Origin of the sequence: Marinobacter salicampi (assembly GCF_011074795.1) — a bacterium.
GTDB classification, from domain to species: Bacteria; Pseudomonadota; Gammaproteobacteria; order Pseudomonadales; family Oleiphilaceae; genus Marinobacter; species Marinobacter salicampi.
On sequence record NZ_JAAMPF010000012.1, the window covers coordinates 209,962 to 231,065 of the forward strand.

A 21,104-nucleotide genomic window follows, 5' to 3' on the forward strand; every position below is an offset into this window, starting at 1 on the left:
CAAAGAGGACCTATTCATGAAAACACTTCTAGCCTCCGTTACCGTGAGCCTTGCAATGCTTGCCAGTGCACCGGCAATTGCGCAACAAACCCAGGGTTCCCAGCAGACCCAAGGCAATCAACAGACCCAGGGCGCCCAGGCCAACTATGATGACAAAGAACTGAAGCAGTTCATTGATGCCCAGGAAGACATCAACGAAATTCGCGAAGAATATATGGGCAAGATCGAGAGCACAGACTCCCAGGAAAAGGCCCAGTCGCTGCAGATGGAAGCCAATGAAGAGATGGCGTCTGCAATTGACGACGCCGGCCTGGACATCCCCACTTACAATGCGATTGCCACCGCTTACAACAGCCAGCCTGAAGTGCGCAACCGTATCGATTCGATGATGTAAAATATCCAAGGCTGTCACGAACCCCGCATACGCGGGGTTTTTTTGCCCCGAAAAGGCTGACAGCGCCACCGAAGCGGCCTATCAGATACTGTGTTATCGTTTGAATGTGCGAAAAGCAAAGGAAGAAACATAAAACAAAAAGGAGATTTGCACATGCCAACACTCAAGCGCTGGCTGGGAAGCCTTGCGATTTCGGCCGTGTTCGTCCTTGCCGGCTGCTCTGAGGGCACTGAAAGCGAAACTCAGGCTCAGAATGTAACCTCCTCCCATTCCCAGACAAACACCAGCTCCGAGCCCGCAAGTCGGGACGAACCCGTAACCTGGCGCTTTGGCCTGGAGGAAATCACGGGCAGTGTTCAGGACGCCTACGCGGAAGAGTTCAAGAAGCGGATCGAAAAAAGCTCTGACGGAACTATACGGGTTGAAATATATCCCTACGGCACTCTTGGGACCTCATCCAAACTGACCGAGATTGTACGTGAAGCAAACGTGGAACTGGCTTTCGCTTCGCCAGGCCACCTGGCGAAAGTGATCCCGGAAGTTGGCATTTTCACGCTCCACTTCGTGTTATCAGACGACAACTCGATCAACAAGCAGGTACTGGCCAGTGACGAACTCCATGACTTGCTGAGCGAGCCCTACGGCGAAAAGGGCCTTAAACTGCTGGGCATCATACCCGAGGGCGAGATGGTGTGGACTGCCAATAAGCCTCTTGAAACTCTCGAGGATTTTCGCGACTTCAAGATGCGGACCATGACCTCTCCCATCGTCGCCCAGGCCTATGAGGCCTACGGTGCGCACCCGGCCCAGATGCCCTACTCCGAAGTCTACAGCGGCCTGCAGCTCAAGCAGATCGATGGCCAGGTCAACCCGGTTTTCGCCATAGAAGAGATGAGCTTCCACGAAGTACAGGATGTGATGACCATGGCCCGGCATGCGCAATTCATATCCACGGTCATTAGCAATAAAACCTGGTACGACAGTTTGCCCGACCAACAGAAACAGTGGCTCAACGATGTCCGTGAACGCATGGTGGATTTCATTTACGAAAAGCAGGCCGAGTACAACGACCAGAGGCTTGAGCAAATCAAAAACGAAACGGATACCGAAATTGTACACTTGAGCGATGCCCAGCGGGAACCCTTTCGCGAAGCCAGTATGGGCGTCCGTGAGATCTACATCGAGAACACTGGCGAGCGGGGCAGGCAGTTACTGGACTTCATAACCCGACGCATAGACGAGTTGGGGTCAGGGGAGCAGAACACCTCCGAAGAATAGCTTGAACAAGGCCCGGGGCAGTGCCCCCTGAGGGCGCGGGCTTTCCGTTACTGCTCCGGCACCAGCCAGGCGAGGCGGTGGTCCGCAGCCAGGAACCGGTCTTCGCCGGCTTCGGCCAGCATGGCGTCGAGGCGTTCCTGCAGTCCCCAAGGCGGATTGACTACCAGCATGCCACTGCCGAGCATGCCACGGGCCGAAACTTTATGAAGTAGCAGCTCGCTTTGCAGGACTTTCTGCACCGGGCTGGCCAGCACAATATCAAGCAGCTCCCGGTGGGGGCGGTCCGGCAGTATGGGGTACCAGATAAGGTAGACCCCGTGGCGACATTTGCGCCAAGCCTTTACCAGAGTCTCTCCTACCTCACGGTAGTCCTTGCGGATCTCATAAGAGGGGTCGATCAGCCCCAGCAATCGAGGAGTCCTTGGTGGCAGATTGCGCAGCAAGCCACGTAGCCCGTCTTCTTTTCTTACCTGCAACCCGTGCTGATCCGCCCAGGTAGCCAGTCGTGAATTCTCGTTCGGGTGCAGCTCGAACCCTGTCATCGCATCAGCCGGGCCTGTGAGACAACTCATCCAGGCCGGCGACCCCGGATAGAACCTGAGGTCTGTCGTGCCCGGGTTCAGGGCCTCGACGCAGGACCAGAAGCCAGGCCAATCCGCTGCCCGAAGGTGCTTCCTGTGGGGCCATAAGGCCTGGACGCCTCCCCTGGCCTCGCCGGTTTTAAGGGCCTGGGGACTGCTCAGGTCATACAGGGCGCTTCCGGCGTGGGTATCAAAACAGCTGATGGGGCTGGCCTTGGCTTTCATCAGTTTCAAGGCAAGATACAGGGCGGCGTGCTTCTGGACGTCGGCAAAGTTCCCGGCGTGGAAGGCATGGAGATAGCTGAGCATGAGAAGAAATGTCCTGGAACCAAAAATCTGACGCCATTAGGCCGCAGCTTGGTGCATTCAGCAACCCTTGCCTGTGCCATGGCAAACGAACTGCCGGGGTCTTGAACCCACTTACGGCTATCAACATACTTATGAGCCAGTTCAACCAGCGGAGATCGTCGTGTCCCAGGCTAACCGTGACACAGCAGACAGACTGTACGCTCTGATTGCCAATGAAGAGGACGCAAGAGCCTGCACTGACATCTCGGATGATGCCTGCCGGGAGGTGCCTCGCAATTTCTTCCTGATCCTGGCGAGCCTGGTACTGACCAAGCTGGGGGACCTGCTGATCAGCCCGAAAACCGTACTTGCATGGCTGCTCGGCGCGGTTGGGGCACCAGCCCTGGTGGCCTGGCTGGTGCCTATTCGGGAATCCGGTTCGCTCATTCCCCAGATGATTATCGGCGCATGGGTAAGACGCAAGCCGGTTCGCAAGTGGTTCTGGGTGCTGGGCAGCCTGGGGCAGGCAGGCAGCGTCATGGCGATGGCTGCCAGCGTCTGGTTCCTCGACGGCTACAACGCCGGGGCTGGGGTAATAGCCGCCCTGGTGTGCTTTTCCCTGGCCCGGGGGTTCTGCTCTATTGCGATGAAGGATGTTCAGGGCAAATGTGTTCCCAAGGCGCGCCGGGGCCGCTTGTCCGGTCTGGCTTCAACCATTGGCGGGTCCGCCACCGTAGCGCTCACCCTGTTGCTGTTCTGGGACCGGGGCGACCCGTCACTGGTGTTCTATGTCATTTTGCTACTGCTGGCATCCAGCCTCTGGCTGGTAGCTGGCGGCCTCTTTGCTGGCGTGGAAGAAGAGGCCGGGGAAACAGGGGGCGGAGGCAACGCCCTGAAAAAAGCATTCAGCAGCCTGACCTTGCTGAGGGATGACCCGCCGTTCCGGCAGTTCGTCATCACCCGCGCCCTATTGCTGTGCTCTGCCCTGGCCGCCCCCTACTTCGTGCTGCTCGCACAGCAACAAAACGAATCGGGCATGCTACTCGGGGCTTTTCTGCTCGCTAGCAGCCTGGCCAGTTCCCTGAGTGCAAGTGTCTGGGGCTGGATGGCCGACCGGTCAAGCCGGCAGGTCATGATCCGCGGTGCCGCCATTGCAAGCGGTATCTGTCTGATTGTCGGGACCCTTGCGGTGTTTTCGGATAACAGCACCTTATCAGCCTGGCTATACCCGTTGGCCTTCTTCATCCTGAGCATCGCCCATGCCGGCGTTCGCCTGGGCCGTAAAACCTATCTTGTCGATATGGCTGGTGGTAACAAACGGACTGACTACACCGCAGTCAGCAATACCGTGATCGGCGTCCTGCTGCTTGTGGCGGGGGGCCTGAGCGCTCTGGCCTCACTGGTTTCCAACGCCGCCGTCATCATCCTTCTGGGACTGATGGGCCTGGTCGGAACCCTCAGCGCATTGCGCTTGAGGGAAGTGGAACAGGAGTATTAAGCCGGCTCTGCTCTTAGCTCTTGCAGCATTCATGTCAAACATCGAAAAGCCGCTGGCCATCCAAATCGTACACGCCTCTCCAGGGTCCGCCTGGCCACCTGTTGCCCTAGAGGCCCCGGCGTATGTCACCAGAGCAATCGTGTTATTGCTTGGAATTAATATATAATGAATTTAAGTTCATTAATTAGATGGATGGAAACCATGAACCGTTTTGCATTCGCCATGGTGTTCTGTTTGACCGGTCTGTCATCGGTTAGCTGGGTGGGGGCACTTTATCCTGAGCCGACCTCGTATGTTGCCTACCTGGTGCCCGAAGACGACTCAAGTGCTGATAATCGCTGTATCCTCGGGCGCACCCTCGGCTGTTAGCGGCTTTTTGCTTGCCTGCCTCCCGCCAGTGGCCTCAGGGGCTCTTGCCCTCATTCAGCGCAAGAGCGCCCTTGACGATGCGGTAGATAATCCAGATCGCGATGGCCAGAAGAATAAACCATCCGATAATGATCATAGTGGTTACGACACCGATAACCGTCCACAGCAAGCCGATCCAGAAGGTCCGGATCTGCCAGCGGAAATGGGGCTCGATCCAGGTTCCCCGCACATCGTCCAGCTTGACGTAATTGATAATGACGCCGGCAAGACCGGTTATCCCGCCGAGAAAGAACGACAGTGCCTGCAGCACATAGACTGCCACCGCCAGATTACGGCCGGGCTCGCCACGCCGGACAATCGGATCATCTGCGCCACCGCTGGTAAAATCAGCATCTCGATCAGTCATTCCTCAACCTCATAAACGTTTGCCGGTATTATAAAACGGACCGGTTCAGGACACCGATCCTTCGGGCATTACAATACCGTTTAACATCAGGTGGAGCCCGATCGCAAGCATGATCAGGGCAATGGAACCGTCGATCACCCGCCAGGCAGCAGGGCGATTGAGCACCGGCGCCAGGGCGGCCCCTCCCCATGCCAGCAGGGTAAACCAGATCACTGAGGCGCTGGTGGCACCGGCCAGGAAAACCATCGGCTCCGGCTGCTGGGCACCGACTGCCGGAATCAGCAGGAGGGTATCCAGATACACTTGGGGGTTGAGCAGTGTTACCGCCAGGGTGGTAAGAAGCACCGCCTTGAGACTGCGCCTGGACACAGCGTCCGCCTGAAGCACCGATCGACCCCGCAGGGCACGGCCCATGGCCAGGAAGGACAGCCAGAGCAGAAAGGCCACGCCACTCCACCGCAGTACATCAAGTGCTGACGGAAACGCCACTAGCGCAGCTGTCACCCCAAGCATCCCGAGTGTAAAGAGCAACGCATCCGCACTCATGCACATGGCTGCGGACCACCAGTGATGCTCACGCCGGAACGCCTGCCCGAGAATATAGGCATTCTGTGCACCGATCGCGACGATAATCCCACCGCACACCATCAGGCCGGTAAGGTAGCTTTGTAACATGGGCATTTTCCAGTGGAACGAATAGTTGAGGCCCAAGAATACCTGCGATCAGCTATACTTAAAATTCATACTCCTAATACTCTATAAGTTAAACTTATGCTGGACTACAAACTCCTCGACGCTTTGATGGCGGTGGTTGAGACCGGCGGTTTCGAGCGTGCCGGGCTGGTGCTGGGGCTATCCCAATCAGCTGTTTCCCAGCGTATCAAGCTCCTGGAGACTCGCCTGGGCCAGCCGGTACTCAGCCGCCACCCTACCCTGCGGGCAACCCCAGCGGGCCAGCAACTGCTGAACCATATCCAGCAGGTGCAATTGCTGGAACGGGACCTGCACAAGCAGATCCCTTCTCTGACCAGCCGCACCACCCGCCTGCGCATCGCCTTGAACGCAGATAGCCTTGCGACCTGGTGGGCAGAGGCGATCGGCGCCTTCTGTCAGCGCGAAGGGCTTTTACTCGATATGGTTATAGAAGATCAGGATGTAGGCTTGCGTAGAATGCGGGAAGGGGATGTGGCTGCCTGCCTGTGCAGCGCTGAGCAACCGGTCGCCGGGGCCCGGTCAGTGGCGTTGGGCCAAATGCGCTATCGGGCGTTGGCCCGGCAGAGCTATGTCGACCGGTATTTTTCGGCGGGGCCTTCCCCCGCCGCCTTCGAGGCCGCACCGGCCATCGTGTTCGGCCCCAATGATCAACTCCACCACAGGTTCCTTGGCCAATGGAATTACCATGGGTATTTTCCCTATCACCTGTGCCCCTCTTCCGAGGGTTTCGTGCGTCTGGCGCTGGCCGGTCTGGGCTACGGCATGATCCCGGACCTGCAGGCCAGGCTGGCCGACCCTGACGCACAGCTCGTCGACCTGGCGCCGGGTCGGGGAGTCACCGTCAACCTTTACTGGCACTACTGGCGTCACGGCGGCGGGTTTATGGAGAGACTTACCTCAGTTCTGATGCAGGCTGGGGCCGATCACCTGCAACCTGGCCTTTGACCGTGCCGCAGGCCCTGCCCCAAAGCTTGACATCAGGATTGTTCAGTCTGCTCCTTGGGTCGGTAACCCAGACGGAACCCGCCCCAGTGACGACCTTTGACAAAGACAGGTACGGACAGATCATGCATGATTTCGCCGGTGTCACGGCGGTAGGTCTGCAATAGCATGTTCTGGGTATGGCTGCCGCAACGCGCGCCGGTGCGGTCATTGAACAGCCGCTTGCTCCGACTTTTCACCAAGTCGACAGCCGGATCGCCGCACGGCTTGTGGGCAAAGTCCCGGTTATGGGTCGGTACATAGCCGTCCGGAGCAGTGAGAATGGCGTAAACCATCGCGTTATGGGCTGTCCTGACTGGCTCCTGGATCGCAGGTAGCTTTTCATCAGTGAAGTGATCAAAGCCGCTGCTGTATTTCTGCGGGTTGGTATTCGGGATGGGCGTCCGGGACTTGTCAAACAGCTTGGCATCGGCCAGCTTCCCGCCGGCCAGGGCCTGCTCAAACATTTCGCCAATCCGGTCTGCTCCTGCCCGGGCCTGATGATAGAAAAACTGGTGGTAGCTGGCGTCGCTATTGAGTGCGAAAACGGCGTTGGTGTTCTCCGCCAGTTCCATCAGCATGGCCGCCTGGCTGGCCAGGGATTTGACGCTGGCATCGCTTTCGGACATCTCATCCCGCAGCACTTCAATGGCCTGGAACATCTGCTGCAGACTTGCTTCGTTGTGCTGGCCGCCCTCGGCAATAGTCGCCACCTGGCGTTCGACCTGGTCGGACTGGTGCTGGATTTCTCCCAGGCGATCCCCTACCCCTTCGACCGACTGCAAACCGCTGTCGACGCTTTCAGCCAGTTTCTGGATACGGGAAACGATAACCCCGGTATCCACCCGTATGGCGTCCAGGGTCTCGGCAACCTCACCTGTAGCCTGGGCCGTTCGGCCTGCCAATTGGCGAACTTCGTCAGCGACCACGGCAAAGCCCCGGCCCTGCTCTCCGGCCCGGGCAGCTTCAATGGCTGCATTGAGCGCCAACAGATTGGTCTGCTCAGCGATACCCTGAATGACGCTGGTCACACCCTGGATCTTCTCGGATTTGCCGTTGAGTTCCTTGATCAGCCCGAGGGTCTCTTCTGATTGCTGGTGCACCAGGCGGATATTCTCGATGGCGTTGGTGAGCGCCGATTTGCCGTCCTGACTCAGGCTGCTTGCCTGTCGGGCCGTGGCCGATGCGCCTGCTGCCTGTTCCGATGACTGACGGACAGTATCCGTAATCTGGCCGGCGTAATCCGCCATCTGTGCGGTTTCGCCCACTTGGCGGTCAAGACGGGCCTTGAGCTGATCTGCGGCGTAGGAGACTTCAGCGGCAGAAATGGCATTGGAGTCCGCCCCGGATGACAGAGATGCCACGAGATTGCGCCCCGTATCAGCGTCTGCAATCAGGCCTGGTATACGATCACAAAGGAGGTTGCCCTTCTGTGTTTCACCGGCCTCCAGCGCCTTCAATGCGCGGTCGACCGGCTCCAGGGCCCTTACAATCAAGTACCCTGCGGCGTAGGCCATGCCCAGAATCAGGCCAATAAGAACCGACACCGGGTCAAGCCCTAGAAATGGCGCCACGACAACCCCCAAAACCGCAACTGACACACCAAGGATGCTCCCCCATACAGCAACCGCAGGACCTATTAACCCCATGCCAACCTCCAGAACCCCAGAAAGATAACCGCCAACAAAGCCGGCAATCTTCTGCCACCGGTCTTCGATTACAGCATCCTATGCAACTTTGGCGCCTGTATAACTTCTACTTTAGGCTATTCATTGCATTTGCGATGCATCATTAATGTAAAACTTTGCACAGAAGCCCCTCCATCCGAACTTTTAAGCAACTGTCATCTTCCCGTCGGGAAACTGTCATGTAAGGCCTTCAATCTCCCACCACAGCCATCCACGATAAAGATGGCGCCAACGTCTGCCCCACGGCCGGCATTTTTCAGGTGAGAGAACAAGGAGTAAGACATGGGCCACCATCCCGTTGAGGACAGTAACACCAGCAGCAACCGTACCTTTGACTCCGTGGTTTCCGCACGGCTTTCACGCCGCCAACTGCTCAAGGGCTCAGCCTCTGCTGCAACCATCGGTGTGATAGGGGCACTGGGGTTGTCAGCCTGTGGCAGCTCGTCCTCTGATTCAACCCCAGCCCAGCCAGGCAGCGGCCAACCGACGACCGGCACGCCCCGGAGCCTTGGGTTCGAGGCGGTGCCCACCTCTCTTGAAGACCGCGTCCGGGTGCCGGCCGGCTACCGTGCCGAGGTTCTGTTTGCCAAAGGTGATCCAATCGAGGATGGCATCAGCGAGTATCTCAACAACGGTACCGACGTAGATTTCGACCGACGCTCAGGTGATGAACATGATGGCATGTGGTTCTTCGGCATTAGCGACACTGGTCAGTACGACCCGAACCGGTCCGATCGGGGCATTCTGTGCATCAACCATGAAAACCTCGAGGACAACACCCTTCACGAAACAGGTGTCATCAGCGCCGCCGACAATAGCGGCAGCCGTCCGAAAGTCCAGGTCGACCGTGAGATGAACGGCCATGGCGTCTCCTGCATTGAGGTACGCCGAAATAATGGTGAGTGGCAGGTGGTGCGCAGCTCTCCCTATAACCGTCGCGTCACCATCTTCACCGAGATGGATGTCAAAGGCCCGGCCGCGGGTTCCGACCTGCTTCGCAGCAAGAGCTCTCCCCAGGGCACCAAGCGCTGGGGCACCATGAACAACTGTGCCAGTGGCTATACCCCCTGGGGCACCTACATTGCTGCCGAGGAAAACTGGTACGCCTATTTCACCAAGGGCGACGATGCTGCCAGTCGCAGCGCGGACGAAAACACCCTGGTAAAGCGTTACGGCGTCGGATCGGCCTGGGCCTATCGCGAGTGGGATACCATCGACTCTGGCAGCGACGTCTATGCCCGCTTCGACGCTACCGCGGCCGGCACAGACCCCCTGAGCGACTTCCGGAACGAACCCAACCTGCATGGCTATGTGACAGAAATCGACCCCTTCCGTCCGGCCCAGCGGCCCCGGGTCCGTACCGCGTTCGGACGCTTCTCGCACGAAGGCGCCTGGGCAGCCCCCGCCGAAGCCGGCAAGCCTCTGGTGTTCTACATGGGCGACGACTCCCGGGGCGAGTACGTCTATAAATACGTTTCCAACGCCAACTGGGACCCGGCTGAGGCCTCCGGTGGACTGACCACCGGCGACAAGTACCTGGACGACGGCAAACTCTACGTAGCTATCTTTAACGATGACGGTACTGGCGAGTGGAAAGAGTTGAGCTATGGCATTAACGGTCTGGACGAGAGCAACCCGCTGTTTACCTTCCGCAATCAGGGCGATGTCATGATCGCAGCCAGGCTTGCGGCAGACCATGTGGGCGCCACAAAAATGGATCGTCCGGAGTGGGCAGCAGTCCACCCTACCACTCGAGAGGTTTACCTGACCCTCACCAATGGCAACCAGTCCAACCGTCCTGCCGACGAGACCGACGCCGCCAACCCTCGAGCGATTAACGCCAACGGCCACATCATTCGCTGGAAAGAAATTGACAACAACAGCGCCGCAACCAGCTTCACTTGGGATATTTTCCTGTTTGGATCAGCCGCCGACCGTGACGATGACTACAACGTCTCCGGTCTGACCGCTGACAACGAGTTTTCCAGTCCGGATGGCCTGTTCATCGATCACCGGGGGCTGATCTGGATTCAGACCGACGATGGCGCTCTCAGGGACACCACCAACAACCAGATGCTTGTGGCCATTCCCGGCAGTGTGGGCGACGGCAGCCGGAAAACCATCACCACCAGCGGCGCAGACGGTACCGCCAGCGTCGACTCATTGGTCGGCCAGGACGCCGGGAGCATTCAGCTCAAACGCTTCTTTGTAGGCCCCAGTGGCTGCGAAATCACAGGCATCTACCTCACGCCTGATGCCCGGACGCTGTTTGTTAACGTCCAACATCCTGGTGAAGGTGGCACCCGAGAACTGTTCAATATGGACAGGAGCGTATGGCCAGCATCGTCCAGGGACGCGACCGCATTCGGCGAGGGCGGCAACCGGCCCAGGTCGGCAACCGTGGTCATCTATCGGGAAGATGGCGGCGAAATAGCCGTCTGAGATTGATAAACCGCCAGGCCAGTCGGGTAAAGCCTGCTCTACCCGACTGGCTCAGCTTTACAATGGAGCCAGTCCAACTTCAGACTCGCAATCAGGAATATTTCGTCAGCGGTCAGGAAGCCCTTCAAGAAAGATCGTGACGATAGCGGAAATTTCGTCCTCACTCATGTGATCAAGGGCAATTTCGTTCAATGTCGGCGTGCGTCCCAGCCGCAACAGGTGATCCCCCGAATTCATCCGCAACTCAACACGCCCGGTGCGCGGCTCATTCAGTGGCTCAACCGCAGCAAACCCGTCCATTCCAACTCGAAGCTGAAGGTCAGCGTCTGATTCAGTGGCCGTGTAACCCAGGGCCTCCATCTGTTCGACAAGTTCGTGCTCCAGTCTTCGCAGCAGCTCATGGCGTCCGGGAGTTTGCTCTATCTCAGTAGTGAAGGAGGTTTGGGAGGCAGAAGGCGAGACGCTGGTAGAGTCCAGCTCAAGAGGGGGATCAGGACTGAGAGCGCAACCTGAGAGTGCGAGGCTCATAAAAACAGCCGCCAGGGCAAAGGGCTGGGAGCCCCTTGCCCTGGCGGCGTATCTGGAAACCAATTCTGTAACCAGGACTCCCGGTCTGACTACAAATGCTTCAAGCCTTGGCGGCTCATTAGTTTGTAGCGTCTTCTGCTGCATCTTTGGTGTCTTCCGCGCCTTCTTCTATGGCGTCGCCAGTGTCTTCAGCGGCTTCGCCCATAGCATCACCAGCTTCGTCAGCGCTTTCCTTGGTTTGTTCCCAAGCGCCTTCCTGCTGGCCGGTCGCATCTTCCGCACCTTCCTCTATTGAATCACCGGCGTCGTCGGCCATTTCGCCCGCGTTGTCACCCGCCTGTTCCATGTCCACGCCTTCAGAGTCATCATCACTGCAGCCTGCCAGACCGAGGGTAAGTAACAGTGCCAGTGCGCTCAGCGTCAACTTGTTCATAGATCGTTCCTTCATGTGGTGTGTTTCAATTCTCCCACCCCAGTCTACGGACAAGAATTGTTACTCACAACACGCAGACAATTACATATATTTTATGTACGACAACAGGTTAAGCGCAGTTTGCAACCATAATCAGAACCATTCAGCCTTCATGTTGAGGCAGGTGTCGTCGCGATTTTCCAGCAAGACAATATCCTGGGCCACGCCCGGCAGTTCCCAATGGAAAAAGTACTGGGCAGCCTGTAGCTTGCCCTCGTAGAACGCCACGTCCGTGCCGGTTGCCCCGGCCGCCAGGGCCTGTTGCGCCACGTTGGCCTGACGTAGCCACATCCAGGCAATGGTGATGTGGCCGAACAGGTGCAGGTAACAGGATGCGTTCGCCAGCACGCTGTCCGGGTTCTCGCTCATCAAGGCTTTACCCAGAGCCTGGGTTACCTGAACGGCTCTCTGCAGGGTTTCGCTGAGAGACAGTGCCCACTGCTGGCACCGGGGTGAGGTTGCCGCCTCCAGATCCACCTGCATGGCTTTCATCAGTAGCTGGAGACCGTGACTCTGGTCCTGCCAGACCTTGCGTCCCAACAAATCCAGCGCCTGGATACCGTTGGTGCCTTCGTGGATCGGGTTCAACCGGTTATCCCGCCAGCACTGCTCAACCGGGTACTCCCGTGTATAGCCCGCGCCACCGTAAACCTGGATCGCCAGGTCATTGGCCTTGGGACCGTATTCCGACGGCCAGGCTTTCATAACCGGAGTCAGGAGATCCAGCAGCTTGCCGGCTTCTTCCCGTTTTGTAGGGTCGGGATGGGAATGCTGGTCGTCCACTAGGCGGGCCCCATACAGGCACAGGGACATACCCCCCTCGACATAGGACTTCTGGGCCAGCAACATGCGACGGACATCCGCATGTTCAATGATGGCCACCGGCGCAGAAGCAGGATCCCGCTCTGAGGGTTTGCGGCCCTGCAGCCGGTCCTTCGCATAGTCCAGACTGTGCAGATAGCCTCTATAGCCAATGACCGCTGCTCCGAAACCCACCCCAAGGCGGGCCTCGTTCATCATCTGGAACATGTACTTGAGGCCCTGGTGGGCTTCGCCAATCAGGTAGCCATGGCAGGGCGCGTCGTCCCCAAAACTGAGGGCGGTCGATGTGGTGCCGCGATACCCGAGCTTATGGATAAGCCCGGCCAGGGCAACGCCGTTACGTTCCGTCAGCTGATCGTTATCGTCGCTGAGAAATTTGGGCACGATGAACAGGGAGATGCCTTTAACACCTGGAGGTGCGCCTTTGACCTTGGCCAGCACCATATGAACAATGTTGTCAGTGATGGATTGCTCGCCGCCGGAAATATAGATCTTGGCGCCCTTGATGAGGTAGTCGCCTTCCCCGGTTGGGGTTGCCGAGGTCCGGATGTCCGCAAGGGACGAGCCTGCGTGGGGCTCGGTGAGGGCCATGGTGCCGGCATACTTTCCTGACAGCATGGGCGCCAGGTACTTGGCCTGCTGCTCAGGGGAGCCAAACACTCGGATCAGGTTGGCGGCAGCGGTGGTCAGGAATGGATAACCCGCGGTGCCCGGATTGGCAGCGGTAAAAAACCCGTTGCAGGCGGCCATGACGGATTCCGGTAGCTGCATACCCCCGAGCTCGTAATCGTAACGGCCGGCAATAAAGCCTGCCTGGGCGTAGGCATCGAACGCCTCTTTCACCTCGGGCAGCATTTCAACCTGGCCATTGACGAATCTTGGCTCGTTCTTGTCGGCGGCGCTGTTGTGGGTGGCAAATTTTTCCCGCGCCATTTTGTCGGCGGTCTCAACAACAGCGTCGAAGGTCTCACGGCTATGCTCGGTAAAGCGCTCACGCTGGCAAAGGGCTTCGGTGTCCAGCACTTCATAGAGTTGAAAATCCAGGTCACGGCGATCGATCAGGGTATCAGTCATGCACTCGTCTCCAGGTCAGAGCGCTAAGACTGTCATAGCCTGGCCCTTGAGAAAACCGTCATATCTGACACAATCTTGGTGAGATCCGCCAAACTTGAGTGACTCCATGGTTCGTGTTTCCGTTCTCGGCTTTCCCGGCGCCCTCGCCAGTACCATTACCGGAATGATTGATCTGTTCCAGCTCGCGGGCGTGACCTGGGCCAGAATACAGGGCGAGACGCCCAGGCAGCGTTTCAGTGTCCGGCTTCTGACCAGAGATGGAGAGCCCTGCCCCTGCCTGAATGGCATTACCATTCCCGCCCATGGCAGCCTGCACCAGTCCGACCCCGGCGAACTGATTCTGGTGCCTACCATCGGCGGCCCGATACTCAGCACTCTGGCTACCTGTCAGGATGAAATGCGCTGGCTTGAGGAGCAGGCTCGGCAGGGCCGTGATATAGCCAGCAACTGCACCGGGGCCTTTTTGCTGGCTGAGGCGGGACTTCTGGAGAACCGTGAGGCCACCACCCACTGGGGTTACAGTGACCTGTTCCGCACCCGCTACCCCCAGGTTCACTGCCGGCCCGAGCAACTGGTCACCGTGGACGGCGCCATAGCCTGTGCCGGCGGCGGCATGGCCTGGCTGGATCTGGGGGTCTTCCTGGTTGAGCGCTATGCTGGTGCAGGCATTGCCCGGGAGCTGGCCAAAGCTTTTGTGGTGGATGCCGGTCGTCGCAGTCAGGCGCCCTACACGGCGCTACAGACCCGCCGCTACCACCAGGATGAAACCATTCTTGAGCTTCAGAGCTGGCTCGACCGGAATCACTGCCAAGCCGTTGATACCGCCGACCTCTGTCGTATCAGCGGCCTGAGCGCCCGCTCACTGTTACGTCGCTTCAAGGCGGCGACCGGCGATACCCCGCGGAACTATCTCCAGCTCATGCGCGTTGAAGCGGCCCGGGAGCTGCTTGAGACCACCGGCCTATCGGTGGAAGCGGTGACCCACCGGATAGGGTATGACGATGTGAGCTCTTTCACCCGGCTATTCAAGCGACACACGGGCCTGCCCCCAAGTGACTACCGTGCTCGTTTTGGGCGCTAAAAAGGCATTTCGTGGCACGTTTTATGCTCAGAATTCCTCAGACAGGAGTCTGTGACAAAAAACTGTAAAGGACCCCGACGCAGGCCCAGGTGGAGAAAAGCCATGGCCACACAATGCAACACCCATCAGATGGATCTGCTCAGCCGTTTGTATGGACTCAAACAGAAGCAGCTTCTGCAGGCCAGCAAACAGATTGGCAGCCTGCAGTACCGTGTTTTAGAAGCTGAAGCACAGGCGATCAGCAACGCCATGAAGGCCCGGCGCTAGCCTCGTCCACCGGACAGCGCCCTAGCAACAGGGTCAGAGTCAAAGCTTTGCCGCTATTTCCGTTCCCTGGCGGATGGCACGCTTGGCATCCAGCTCTTCCGCCAGATCAGCGCCGCCGATCAGGTGCGTAGACAGCCCGGAGTCCTGCAACTGGTCATAGAGCTCCCGGAAAGACTCCTGACCGGCGCAGATAACCACATGGTCCACCGCCAGCACACGCTTCTCCTCGCCTCCCTCTTTCGAAGAAACAGTCACATGCAGGCCCTGATCGTCAATCCGGTCGTAGCTGCAGCCCTTTAGCATTTCAACATCCCGGTGCTTCAGACTGTTGCGATGGACCCAGCCTGAGGTTTTACCCAGGCCGCCCCCGACCTTGCTGGTCTTGCGCTGCATCAGGTAGATCCTGCGGGCCGCCGGCGTGGGCTCCGCTTGCGCCAGACCACCCGGGCCGCTGTAATCCTGGCTGACACCCCACTCCTGCTGCCAGGACTTCATGTCCATCTGTTTATCCTCGGGCTGGCCATGCCGCTCGTGTGCCAGAAACTCGCTCACATCAAAGCCGATGCCTCCTGCGCCTATTACGGCGACAGTGCCACCCACCGTCCGGTTGTGACGCAAAACGTCAAGGTAGCCCAGCACTTTTGGGTGCTCAATGCCCTCTATGGCCGGGGTTCGGGGCCTGACACCGGTGGCAATGACCACTTCGTCAAAGCCTTCTGCTGCCAGGGTTTCAGCATCAGCGCGGGTATCCAGACGCAGGTCGATATCGAGCAGCTCGATCTGGCGACGGTAGTAACGCAGGGTCTCGAAGAACTCTTCCTTGCCCGGTATGCGCTTGGCGTAGTTGAACTGGCCGCCGATCTCACTGTCGGCCTCGAACAGGGTAACCCTGTGGCCCCGCTTTGCCGCTGTGGTTGCGGCAGCCAGTCCGGCAGGGCCGGCTCCGACCACGGCAATGGACTTTTTGACCGGTGCAACGGTGAGCACCAGTTCGGTTTCATGGCAGGCGCGGGGATTAACCAGACAGGACGCCCGCCTGGCCTGGAAGACATGGTCGAGACAGGCCTGGTTACAGGCAATGCAGGTGTTGATATCATCGCTTCGGCCCTGCTGAGCCTTGCGTACAAACTCGGAGTCCGCCAGCAGGGGCCGGGCCATGGACACCATGTCCGCCTTGCCGGCGGCGAGGATCTCTTCGGCTTTTTCGGGGGTGTTGATCCGGTTGGTGGTGCAAAGGGGAATGCTGACCTCGCCATAGAACTTGGCCGTCACATCCGCGAAGCCGCCCCGGGGCACCGAAGTCACAATGGTGGGCACTCGGGCCTCATGCCAGCCGATACCGGTATTGATGATCGTTGCACCTGCCGCTTCAACAGCCTTGCCCAGGGTGACTATCTGATCCCAGGTCTGACCACCTTCCACCAGATCCAGCATTGAAAGACGATAGATGATAATAAAGTCCGGCCCCACGGCTTCCCTTATGCGTCGGACGATTTCCACCGGCAGACGCATGCGGTTCTCGTAGGGGCCGCCCCATTTATCCTTGCGCTTGTTGGTCCGCTCACACAGGAACTGGTTAATAAAGTAGCCTTCCGAGCCCATGACCTCGACGCCATCGTAACCGGCAAACCGGGCCAGTCTGGCGGCTGAAACAAAGTCCCCGATCTGGCGCTCAACACCCCTGGCCGACAGGGCCCGGGCTTTGAAGGGACTGATGGGTGCCTTGGTGGCCGAGGCCGACACAATCAGCGGCTGATAGCCGTAGCGACCGGCATGCAGCAGTTGCAGGCAGATCTTGCCATCGGCGTCATGGACAGCGCCGGTGACGTGCCGGTGCAGGAACGCGGTAGCACGGTTATTCATGGTAGATGCCAGCGGTGCCAGTTGGCCAACCAGGTTGGGCGAGAAGCCACCGGTTACCATCAGCCCGACCCCGCCTTCCGCGCGCTCGGCAAAATAACGGGCGAGCTTGTGGATATTCCAGAACCGATCTTCCAGACCGGTGTGCATGGACCCCATCAAAACGCGGTTCTTAAGTTCAGTGAAGCCCAGATCCAGGGGCTTGAGCAGGTTCGGGTAGGCAGTCATGAGTTCTCTCGGTCTCTCTCAGGTTTCTCTCAGGTCATTCGGGCAGTGGCAGTCGTCGTAAACGCGTCATGGTAGCATAGGCGCATTATACTAATGGCTAAGAGCTTCCAACCGAAGCTGTTAAGCCCGAGTGACCATAGAGGACTGAATTCATGAGTAAAATTCCTTCCGACCGGGTCTTGCTGGAAATCGACCAAGGCATTGCCACAGTCACGCTCAACCGGCCGGACAAATTTAACAGCCTCGATATGACCATGTTCGAGGCGATCGCAAAAACCGCCCGCAAGCTGAAAAAGGAGCGTCAGGTCAGGGCCATCATCCTCCATGGCGCAGGTGATGCCTTCTGCGCGGGGCTCGATGTAAAAACAGTGTCCAACAACCCGCTCAATTTCCTCAAGCTCTTGGTCAAGCCTGGACGACGGATCAGCAACTTGGCTCAGGACGTCGGCTATCTCTGGCGCCAGGTGCCCGCGCCAGTAATTGCCGCGACCCATGGCTACTGTTTTGGCGGTGGTTTCCAGGTTGCTCTGGGCGCAGACTTCCGGTTCAGCACACCGGATTGCCGCTTTTCCATCATGGAGAGCAAATGGGGGCTGATTCCAGACATGAGCTTGACAGTGACGTTGCGGGAGCTGATCGCGATCGACCTGGCCAAAGAATTGACCATGACCGCACGCCAGTTTGACGGCACCGAGGCCAAGGCAATGGGGCTGGTCAGCCGGGTATGCCCGGACCCTCTGACCGAAGCCCGGCAGTTTGCCAGTGAGCTGGCCGAACGCTCGCCCGATGCCGTGGCCGCCAGCAAACTGTTGTTCAACCGCACCTGGTCTGCTGACGACAAGGGCGCCCTGGACTGGGAGACACGGCTCCAGAAGAAAATCATCGCCAGGGCCAATCAGCGTACGGCCGTGGCCAGGAACACCGGCGACCCAGAGCGCCAGTTCGATGACCGTAGGACGCTTTAAACCCCTGACCGCTTTGCCTCCGCGCCCGCCCCGTAGCGGCCACACTGGCGGGTTTGCTTGACCTGACCGGTTTGCCACGTATCATCGGGGTTCGCGATTTTTCCACGGAGCGTTCATGGCGGCACTCTCCCGCACAAGGCAAGCCCGCACACAGCACGTTCCTGTGAAGCTGGCGTCATCCATCAGTCCGAACGCCCGGCGAGAATCCAGGCCAGGGAGACTGCCCTACTTCACCGACCCTCCTGCGCGGGCTTGTTAGGCTCTGCTCTCTCTGCCCAATGCAGAGCGGGCAGCTGAGGGCTAAACTCAGACAGTCCGCCAGCATGGCGCTGGCATACCAGATTCTCCGTACAACCAGACAATGAGGTTACGATGACACTGGCGCTGGTCGTCTTACTGCCTTTTATCGGCGCACTTGTGGCACCCCTGTTTGCCCAGGCTGGCAGAACCGCCATTGCCATTGTTGCCGCAGTGCCCGCTATTCTGGCGCTTGCGGCACTGTTTCCGCTGTGGGAAAACCTCTCCCAGGGCGAGGTACTGGTCCAGACCTATGAATGGCTGCCGGCTCTGGGCATTTCCCTGAGTTTCCGTCTTGACGGGCTTGCGCTCCTCTTTGCGCTGCTTATCCTGATCATCGGCATCCTCATCGTGCTCTACGCACGTTACTACCTGAAACCCTACGAAAACGTCGGTAAGTTCTATTGCCTGCTGCTGCTGTTCAAAGGGTCGATGCTCGGCATCGTATTGTCCAGCAACCTGCTGCTGATGCTGGTTTTCTGGGAGCTGACCAGCCTGGTGTCGTTCCTGCTGATCAGTTACTGGGATCACAAGCAGGACGCCCGCCGGGGCGCACGGATGGCACTGGCTGTCACCGGCGGCGGTGGCCTCGCGCTTCTGGCCGGCATTCTGCTGCTGGGCAAGATAGTCGGGAGTTTTGAACTTGATGACGTACTGGCAGCAGGGGACCTGATCAAGTCCCACGAACTCTACCCGATCACTCTGACCCTGGTGCTGCTGGGCGCCTTTACCAAATCTGCCCAGTTTCCGTTCCATTTCTGGCTGCCCCATGCCATGCAGGCGCCGACCCCCGTCTCCGCTTACCTGCACTCGGCAACCATGGTGAAAGCCGGCGTCTTTCTCCTGGCCCGGCTCTACCCCGCCCTGGCGGGCACAGAACTCTGGTTCTATATGGTCAGCTTCACCGGTATGGCGACCCTTCTGGTGGGCGCCTATGTGGCACTGTTCAAACACGACCTGAAAGGTCTGCTGGCCCACTCCACCGTCAGCCACCTTGGTCTGATCACGCTTCTGTTTGGTATGGGCACCCAGTTATCGGCGGTCGCTGCGGTTTTCCACATCATTAACCACGCCACCTTCAAGGCCTCCCTGTTCATGGCCGCGGGGATCATTGACCACGAGACCGGCACCCGGGATATGCGCCAGATCAACGGGCTCTGGCGCTTCATGCCGCACACCGCAACCCTGGCGATGGTGGCGGCGGCCTCCATGGCAGGGGTGCCATTGCTCAACGGCTTCCTGAGCAAGGAGATGTTCTTTGCCGAATCCCTGGCGCTCAATCTGCCGGGTTTCTGGGCCTACCTGCCTCCCCTGGCAGCAACCCTGGCGGGCATCTTTGCCGTGGCCTACTCGGCCCGCTTCATCCACGATGTGTTTTTCAATGGCAAGCCGGTCAATCTGCCGATCTATCCGCCACAGGAACCACCGCGCTACATGCTGATTCCGGTGGAGATCCTGGTATTTGCCTGCCTGCTGGTGGGTATTTTTCCAGCCTTCGCGGTAGGGCCGCTGCTTTATTCAGCAGCAGCCGCTACCCTGGGAGGGCCGGTGCCCGAGTACGAACTGGTCATAATCCACGGCTTCAACCTGCCGCTGTTCATGAGTTTCCTGGCATTCTTTGGCGGCCTGATCATGTATACCCAGCGCCAACGCCTTTTCGATTTCCACGACCGTTTCAAGGCCCTTGACGAAAAAGCCATTTTTGAAGCCTTCGTGACCCGGGTTGCCGCCCGGGCCGAGTCTGTGACCGCGATGATCGAGAATGGCTCATTGCAGCGTTATGGCATGCTGCTGTTTATTTCCGCCGTCGTGATCGTGTTCATGCCCCTGCTAGATCTGGGCCTGTCCATTGGTTCGAATGGTTTGAGCCCGGTGGACCCGGCTACAGCTGTTGGGGCGGCGATACTCATCATCAGCACACTGGCCGCCACTACCTTTCACCGGGAACGACTGTATTCACTGATACTGCTCAGCGTGGTGGGGCTTATGGTAGCCCTGGCCTTTGCCCGCTTTTCGGCGCCGGACCTGGCGCTGACCCAGCTGTCTGTGGAAGTGGTCACTATTGTGCTGCTGATGCTCTCGCTGTTCTATCTACCGTCGTGGACACCTATGGAAACCACCAGTTTCCGGCGCTGGCGGGATGCCCTGATCGGCCTGGTGGTGGGGCTGGGCATGACCCTGGTGACTCTGGCCATCCTCACCCGGCCGTTTTCCTCGATTTCCGAGTTCTTCCTGGAAAACAGCAAACCGGGAGGGGGCGGTACCAACGTGGTTAACGTCATACTGGTTGATTTCCGGGGCTTCGATACCCTCGGCGAGATCACGGTACTGGCCATTGCCGCCCTTGGCATCTTCGCCATGCTTCGCAATGTGGTACTGAAACCAACCCAGGGCGACGGCAAGGGCCACGCCTGGTCCAGGGACGCTTACCCGACGATGCTTACCCAGCTTTCCCGGCCGCTGCTCCCCTTGGCCCTGATGGTGTCCGCCTATATTTTCCTGCGCGGGCACAACATGCCCGGCGGCGGGTTCATCGCGGGGCTGATTACAGCGGTGGCGCTGATTCTGCAGTATATCGCCAGCGGCATGGAGTGGACCCAGCAGCGACTGCCTCTGCGCTACCCGGCCATGCTCGGGTTAGGGGTTCTGATCGCGACCCTGACCGGGGTCGGCAGTTTCGGCTACGGCTACCCGTTCCTGACGTCGTCTTTCACCTACGTCACCTGGCCTGTGGTAGGAAAGTTCGAGCTGGCCACCGCATTGATTTTCGATGTTGGCGTTTTCCTGACGGTGGTGGGCGCCAGCATGCTCATTCTGGTCAGTCTGGGCCGACTTTCCCTGAAACTAAACGCCACCGATAGGAGAGCCTGA

The 21,104-nt window shown here is 58.7% G+C and carries 18 protein-coding genes; 10 read left to right on the forward strand and 8 right to left on the reverse strand.

Annotation, left to right across the window (positions count from 1 at the left end; genetic code table 11):
* The first annotated feature begins 16 nt into the window (after positions 1 to 16).
* Positions 17 to 394, forward strand: a complete 378-nt coding sequence (locus tag G7W63_RS05675; protein ID WP_166254468.1) for a DUF4168 domain-containing protein — start codon at positions 17 to 19, stop codon at positions 392 to 394.
* 153 nt (positions 395 to 547) lie between these two features.
* Entirely contained in the window at positions 548 to 1,672 is a 1,125-nt protein-coding gene (locus G7W63_RS05680; RefSeq protein WP_166254471.1) for a TRAP transporter substrate-binding protein, read from the forward strand.
* A gap of 47 nt (positions 1,673 to 1,719) precedes the next feature.
* On the opposite strand, the gene G7W63_RS05685 is transcribed toward G7W63_RS05680, so the two are convergent.
* On the reverse strand, positions 1,720 to 2,562 hold the full coding sequence (locus G7W63_RS05685; protein ID WP_166254474.1) for a 23S rRNA (adenine(2030)-N(6))-methyltransferase RlmJ: 843 nt from the start codon (positions 2,560 to 2,562) through the stop codon (positions 1,720 to 1,722).
* A gap of 160 nt (positions 2,563 to 2,722) precedes the next feature.
* On the opposite strand from G7W63_RS05685, the gene G7W63_RS05690 reads away from it, so the two are divergent.
* Together G7W63_RS05690 and G7W63_RS05695 are read left to right on the forward strand one after the other, a co-directional pair.
* A complete protein-coding gene (locus G7W63_RS05690) occupies positions 2,723 to 4,039 on the forward strand; it encodes an MFS transporter (protein WP_166254477.1) in 1,317 nt (438 codons plus the stop codon).
* Between the two features lie 201 nt (positions 4,040 to 4,240).
* Complete coding sequence (locus tag G7W63_RS05695; RefSeq protein ID WP_166254480.1) at positions 4,241 to 4,408, forward strand: hypothetical protein; 168 nt, start codon at positions 4,241 to 4,243, stop codon at positions 4,406 to 4,408.
* Positions 4,409 to 4,442: 34 nt separating this feature from the next.
* On the opposite strand, the gene G7W63_RS05700 is transcribed toward G7W63_RS05695, so the two are convergent.
* Positions 4,443 to 4,814 carry a DUF4870 family protein gene (locus tag G7W63_RS05700; protein ID WP_166254483.1) on the reverse strand — a complete coding sequence of 124 codons (372 nt, stop codon included), beginning with the start codon at positions 4,812 to 4,814 and terminating at the stop codon, positions 4,443 to 4,445.
* Positions 4,815 to 4,859: 45 nt separating this feature from the next.
* Positions 4,860 to 5,489, reverse strand: coding sequence for a LysE/ArgO family amino acid transporter (locus G7W63_RS05705; protein ID WP_166254486.1), 630 nt, complete (start codon positions 5,487 to 5,489; stop codon positions 4,860 to 4,862).
* A gap of 96 nt (positions 5,490 to 5,585) precedes the next feature.
* On the opposite strand from G7W63_RS05705, the gene G7W63_RS05710 reads away from it, so the two are divergent.
* Positions 5,586 to 6,473, forward strand: a complete 888-nt coding sequence (locus G7W63_RS05710; protein ID WP_166254489.1) for a LysR family transcriptional regulator ArgP — start codon at positions 5,586 to 5,588, stop codon at positions 6,471 to 6,473.
* Between the two features lie 32 nt (positions 6,474 to 6,505).
* Here the strand turns inward: G7W63_RS05710 and G7W63_RS05715 are convergent, their stop codons facing one another.
* Positions 6,506 to 8,158 (reverse strand): methyl-accepting chemotaxis protein, encoded by a 1,653-nt coding sequence (locus G7W63_RS05715; RefSeq protein WP_166254492.1) that lies wholly within the window; start codon positions 8,156 to 8,158, stop codon positions 6,506 to 6,508.
* A gap of 321 nt (positions 8,159 to 8,479) precedes the next feature.
* Between G7W63_RS05715 and G7W63_RS05720 the strand changes: the two genes are divergently transcribed.
* Positions 8,480 to 10,639, forward strand: a complete 2,160-nt coding sequence (locus G7W63_RS05720; protein WP_166254494.1) for a PhoX family protein — start codon at positions 8,480 to 8,482, stop codon at positions 10,637 to 10,639.
* Positions 10,640 to 10,744: 105 nt separating this feature from the next.
* Here G7W63_RS05720 and G7W63_RS05725 read toward each other — a convergent pair whose 3' ends face one another.
* The 3 genes from G7W63_RS05725 to G7W63_RS05735 all read right to left on the reverse strand — a co-directional run bounded on the left by G7W63_RS05725 (position 10,745) and on the right by G7W63_RS05735 (position 13,535).
* Positions 10,745 to 11,167: a hypothetical protein gene (locus G7W63_RS05725; protein ID WP_166254497.1), complete on the reverse strand. Its 423-nt coding sequence runs from the start codon at positions 11,165 to 11,167 to the stop codon at positions 10,745 to 10,747.
* Positions 11,168 to 11,285: 118 nt separating this feature from the next.
* On the reverse strand, positions 11,286 to 11,600 hold the full coding sequence (locus G7W63_RS05730) for a hypothetical protein (RefSeq protein WP_166254500.1): 315 nt from the start codon (positions 11,598 to 11,600) through the stop codon (positions 11,286 to 11,288).
* Between the two features lie 132 nt (positions 11,601 to 11,732).
* Positions 11,733 to 13,535, reverse strand: coding sequence for an acyl-CoA dehydrogenase (locus G7W63_RS05735; RefSeq protein ID WP_166254503.1), 1,803 nt, complete (start codon positions 13,533 to 13,535; stop codon positions 11,733 to 11,735).
* 106 nt (positions 13,536 to 13,641) lie between these two features.
* Between G7W63_RS05735 and G7W63_RS05740 the strand changes: the two genes are divergently transcribed.
* Positions 13,642 to 14,616 carry a GlxA family transcriptional regulator gene (locus tag G7W63_RS05740; RefSeq protein WP_166254506.1) on the forward strand — a complete coding sequence of 325 codons (975 nt, stop codon included), beginning with the start codon at positions 13,642 to 13,644 and terminating at the stop codon, positions 14,614 to 14,616.
* Positions 14,617 to 14,718: 102 nt separating this feature from the next.
* On the forward strand, positions 14,719 to 14,883 hold the full coding sequence (locus G7W63_RS05745; RefSeq protein WP_166254509.1) for a hypothetical protein: 165 nt from the start codon (positions 14,719 to 14,721) through the stop codon (positions 14,881 to 14,883).
* Between the two features lie 39 nt (positions 14,884 to 14,922).
* Here the strand turns inward: G7W63_RS05745 and G7W63_RS05750 are convergent, their stop codons facing one another.
* Entirely contained in the window at positions 14,923 to 16,971 is a 2,049-nt protein-coding gene (locus G7W63_RS05750; RefSeq protein WP_166254512.1) for an NADPH-dependent 2,4-dienoyl-CoA reductase, read from the reverse strand.
* 152 nt (positions 16,972 to 17,123) lie between these two features.
* Here G7W63_RS05750 and G7W63_RS05755 point away from each other — a divergent pair, with 152 nt between their 5' ends.
* Both G7W63_RS05755 and G7W63_RS05760 read left to right on the forward strand, forming a co-directional pair.
* Positions 17,124 to 17,936, forward strand: a complete 813-nt coding sequence (locus G7W63_RS05755) for a crotonase/enoyl-CoA hydratase family protein (RefSeq protein ID WP_166254515.1) — start codon at positions 17,124 to 17,126, stop codon at positions 17,934 to 17,936.
* A 372-nt stretch (positions 17,937 to 18,308) separates the two neighbouring features.
* Positions 18,309 to 21,104, forward strand: coding sequence for a monovalent cation/H+ antiporter subunit A (locus G7W63_RS05760; protein ID WP_166254518.1), 2,796 nt, complete (start codon positions 18,309 to 18,311; stop codon positions 21,102 to 21,104).

Bases quoted from the DNA above. Each gene is read 5' to 3' on its own strand.
- G7W63_RS05710 (WP_166254489.1), top strand. From the start codon at position 5,586: ATGCTGGACTACAAACTCCTCGACGCTTTGATGGCGGTGGTTGAGACC.
- G7W63_RS05675 (WP_166254468.1), top strand. From the start codon at position 17: ATGAAAACACTTCTAGCCTCCGTTACCGTGAGCCTTGCAATGCTTGCC.
- G7W63_RS05720 (WP_166254494.1), top strand. From the start codon at position 8,480: ATGGGCCACCATCCCGTTGAGGACAGTAACACCAGCAGCAACCGTACC.
- G7W63_RS05755 (WP_166254515.1), top strand. From the start codon at position 17,124: ATGAGTAAAATTCCTTCCGACCGGGTCTTGCTGGAAATCGACCAAGGC.
- G7W63_RS05705 (WP_166254486.1), bottom strand. From the start codon at position 5,489: ATGTTACAAAGCTACCTTACCGGCCTGATGGTGTGCGGTGGGATTATC.
- G7W63_RS05715 (WP_166254492.1), bottom strand. From the start codon at position 8,158: ATGGGGTTAATAGGTCCTGCGGTTGCTGTATGGGGGAGCATCCTTGGT.
- G7W63_RS05685 (WP_166254474.1), bottom strand. From the start codon at position 2,562: ATGCTCAGCTATCTCCATGCCTTCCACGCCGGGAACTTTGCCGACGTC.
- G7W63_RS05730 (WP_166254500.1), bottom strand. From the start codon at position 11,600: ATGAACAAGTTGACGCTGAGCGCACTGGCACTGTTACTTACCCTCGGT.
- G7W63_RS05760 (WP_166254518.1), top strand. From the start codon at position 18,309: ATGACACTGGCGCTGGTCGTCTTACTGCCTTTTATCGGCGCACTTGTG.
- G7W63_RS05740 (WP_166254506.1), top strand. From the start codon at position 13,642: ATGGTTCGTGTTTCCGTTCTCGGCTTTCCCGGCGCCCTCGCCAGTACC.
- G7W63_RS05725 (WP_166254497.1), bottom strand. From the start codon at position 11,167: ATGAGCCTCGCACTCTCAGGTTGCGCTCTCAGTCCTGATCCCCCTCTT.
- G7W63_RS05735 (WP_166254503.1), bottom strand. From the start codon at position 13,535: ATGACTGATACCCTGATCGATCGCCGTGACCTGGATTTTCAACTCTAT.
- G7W63_RS05750 (WP_166254512.1), bottom strand. From the start codon at position 16,971: ATGACTGCCTACCCGAACCTGCTCAAGCCCCTGGATCTGGGCTTCACT.
- G7W63_RS05680 (WP_166254471.1), top strand. From the start codon at position 548: ATGCCAACACTCAAGCGCTGGCTGGGAAGCCTTGCGATTTCGGCCGTG.
- G7W63_RS05700 (WP_166254483.1), bottom strand. From the start codon at position 4,814: ATGACTGATCGAGATGCTGATTTTACCAGCGGTGGCGCAGATGATCCG.
- G7W63_RS05695 (WP_166254480.1), top strand. From the start codon at position 4,241: ATGAACCGTTTTGCATTCGCCATGGTGTTCTGTTTGACCGGTCTGTCA.
- G7W63_RS05745 (WP_166254509.1), top strand. From the start codon at position 14,719: ATGGCCACACAATGCAACACCCATCAGATGGATCTGCTCAGCCGTTTG.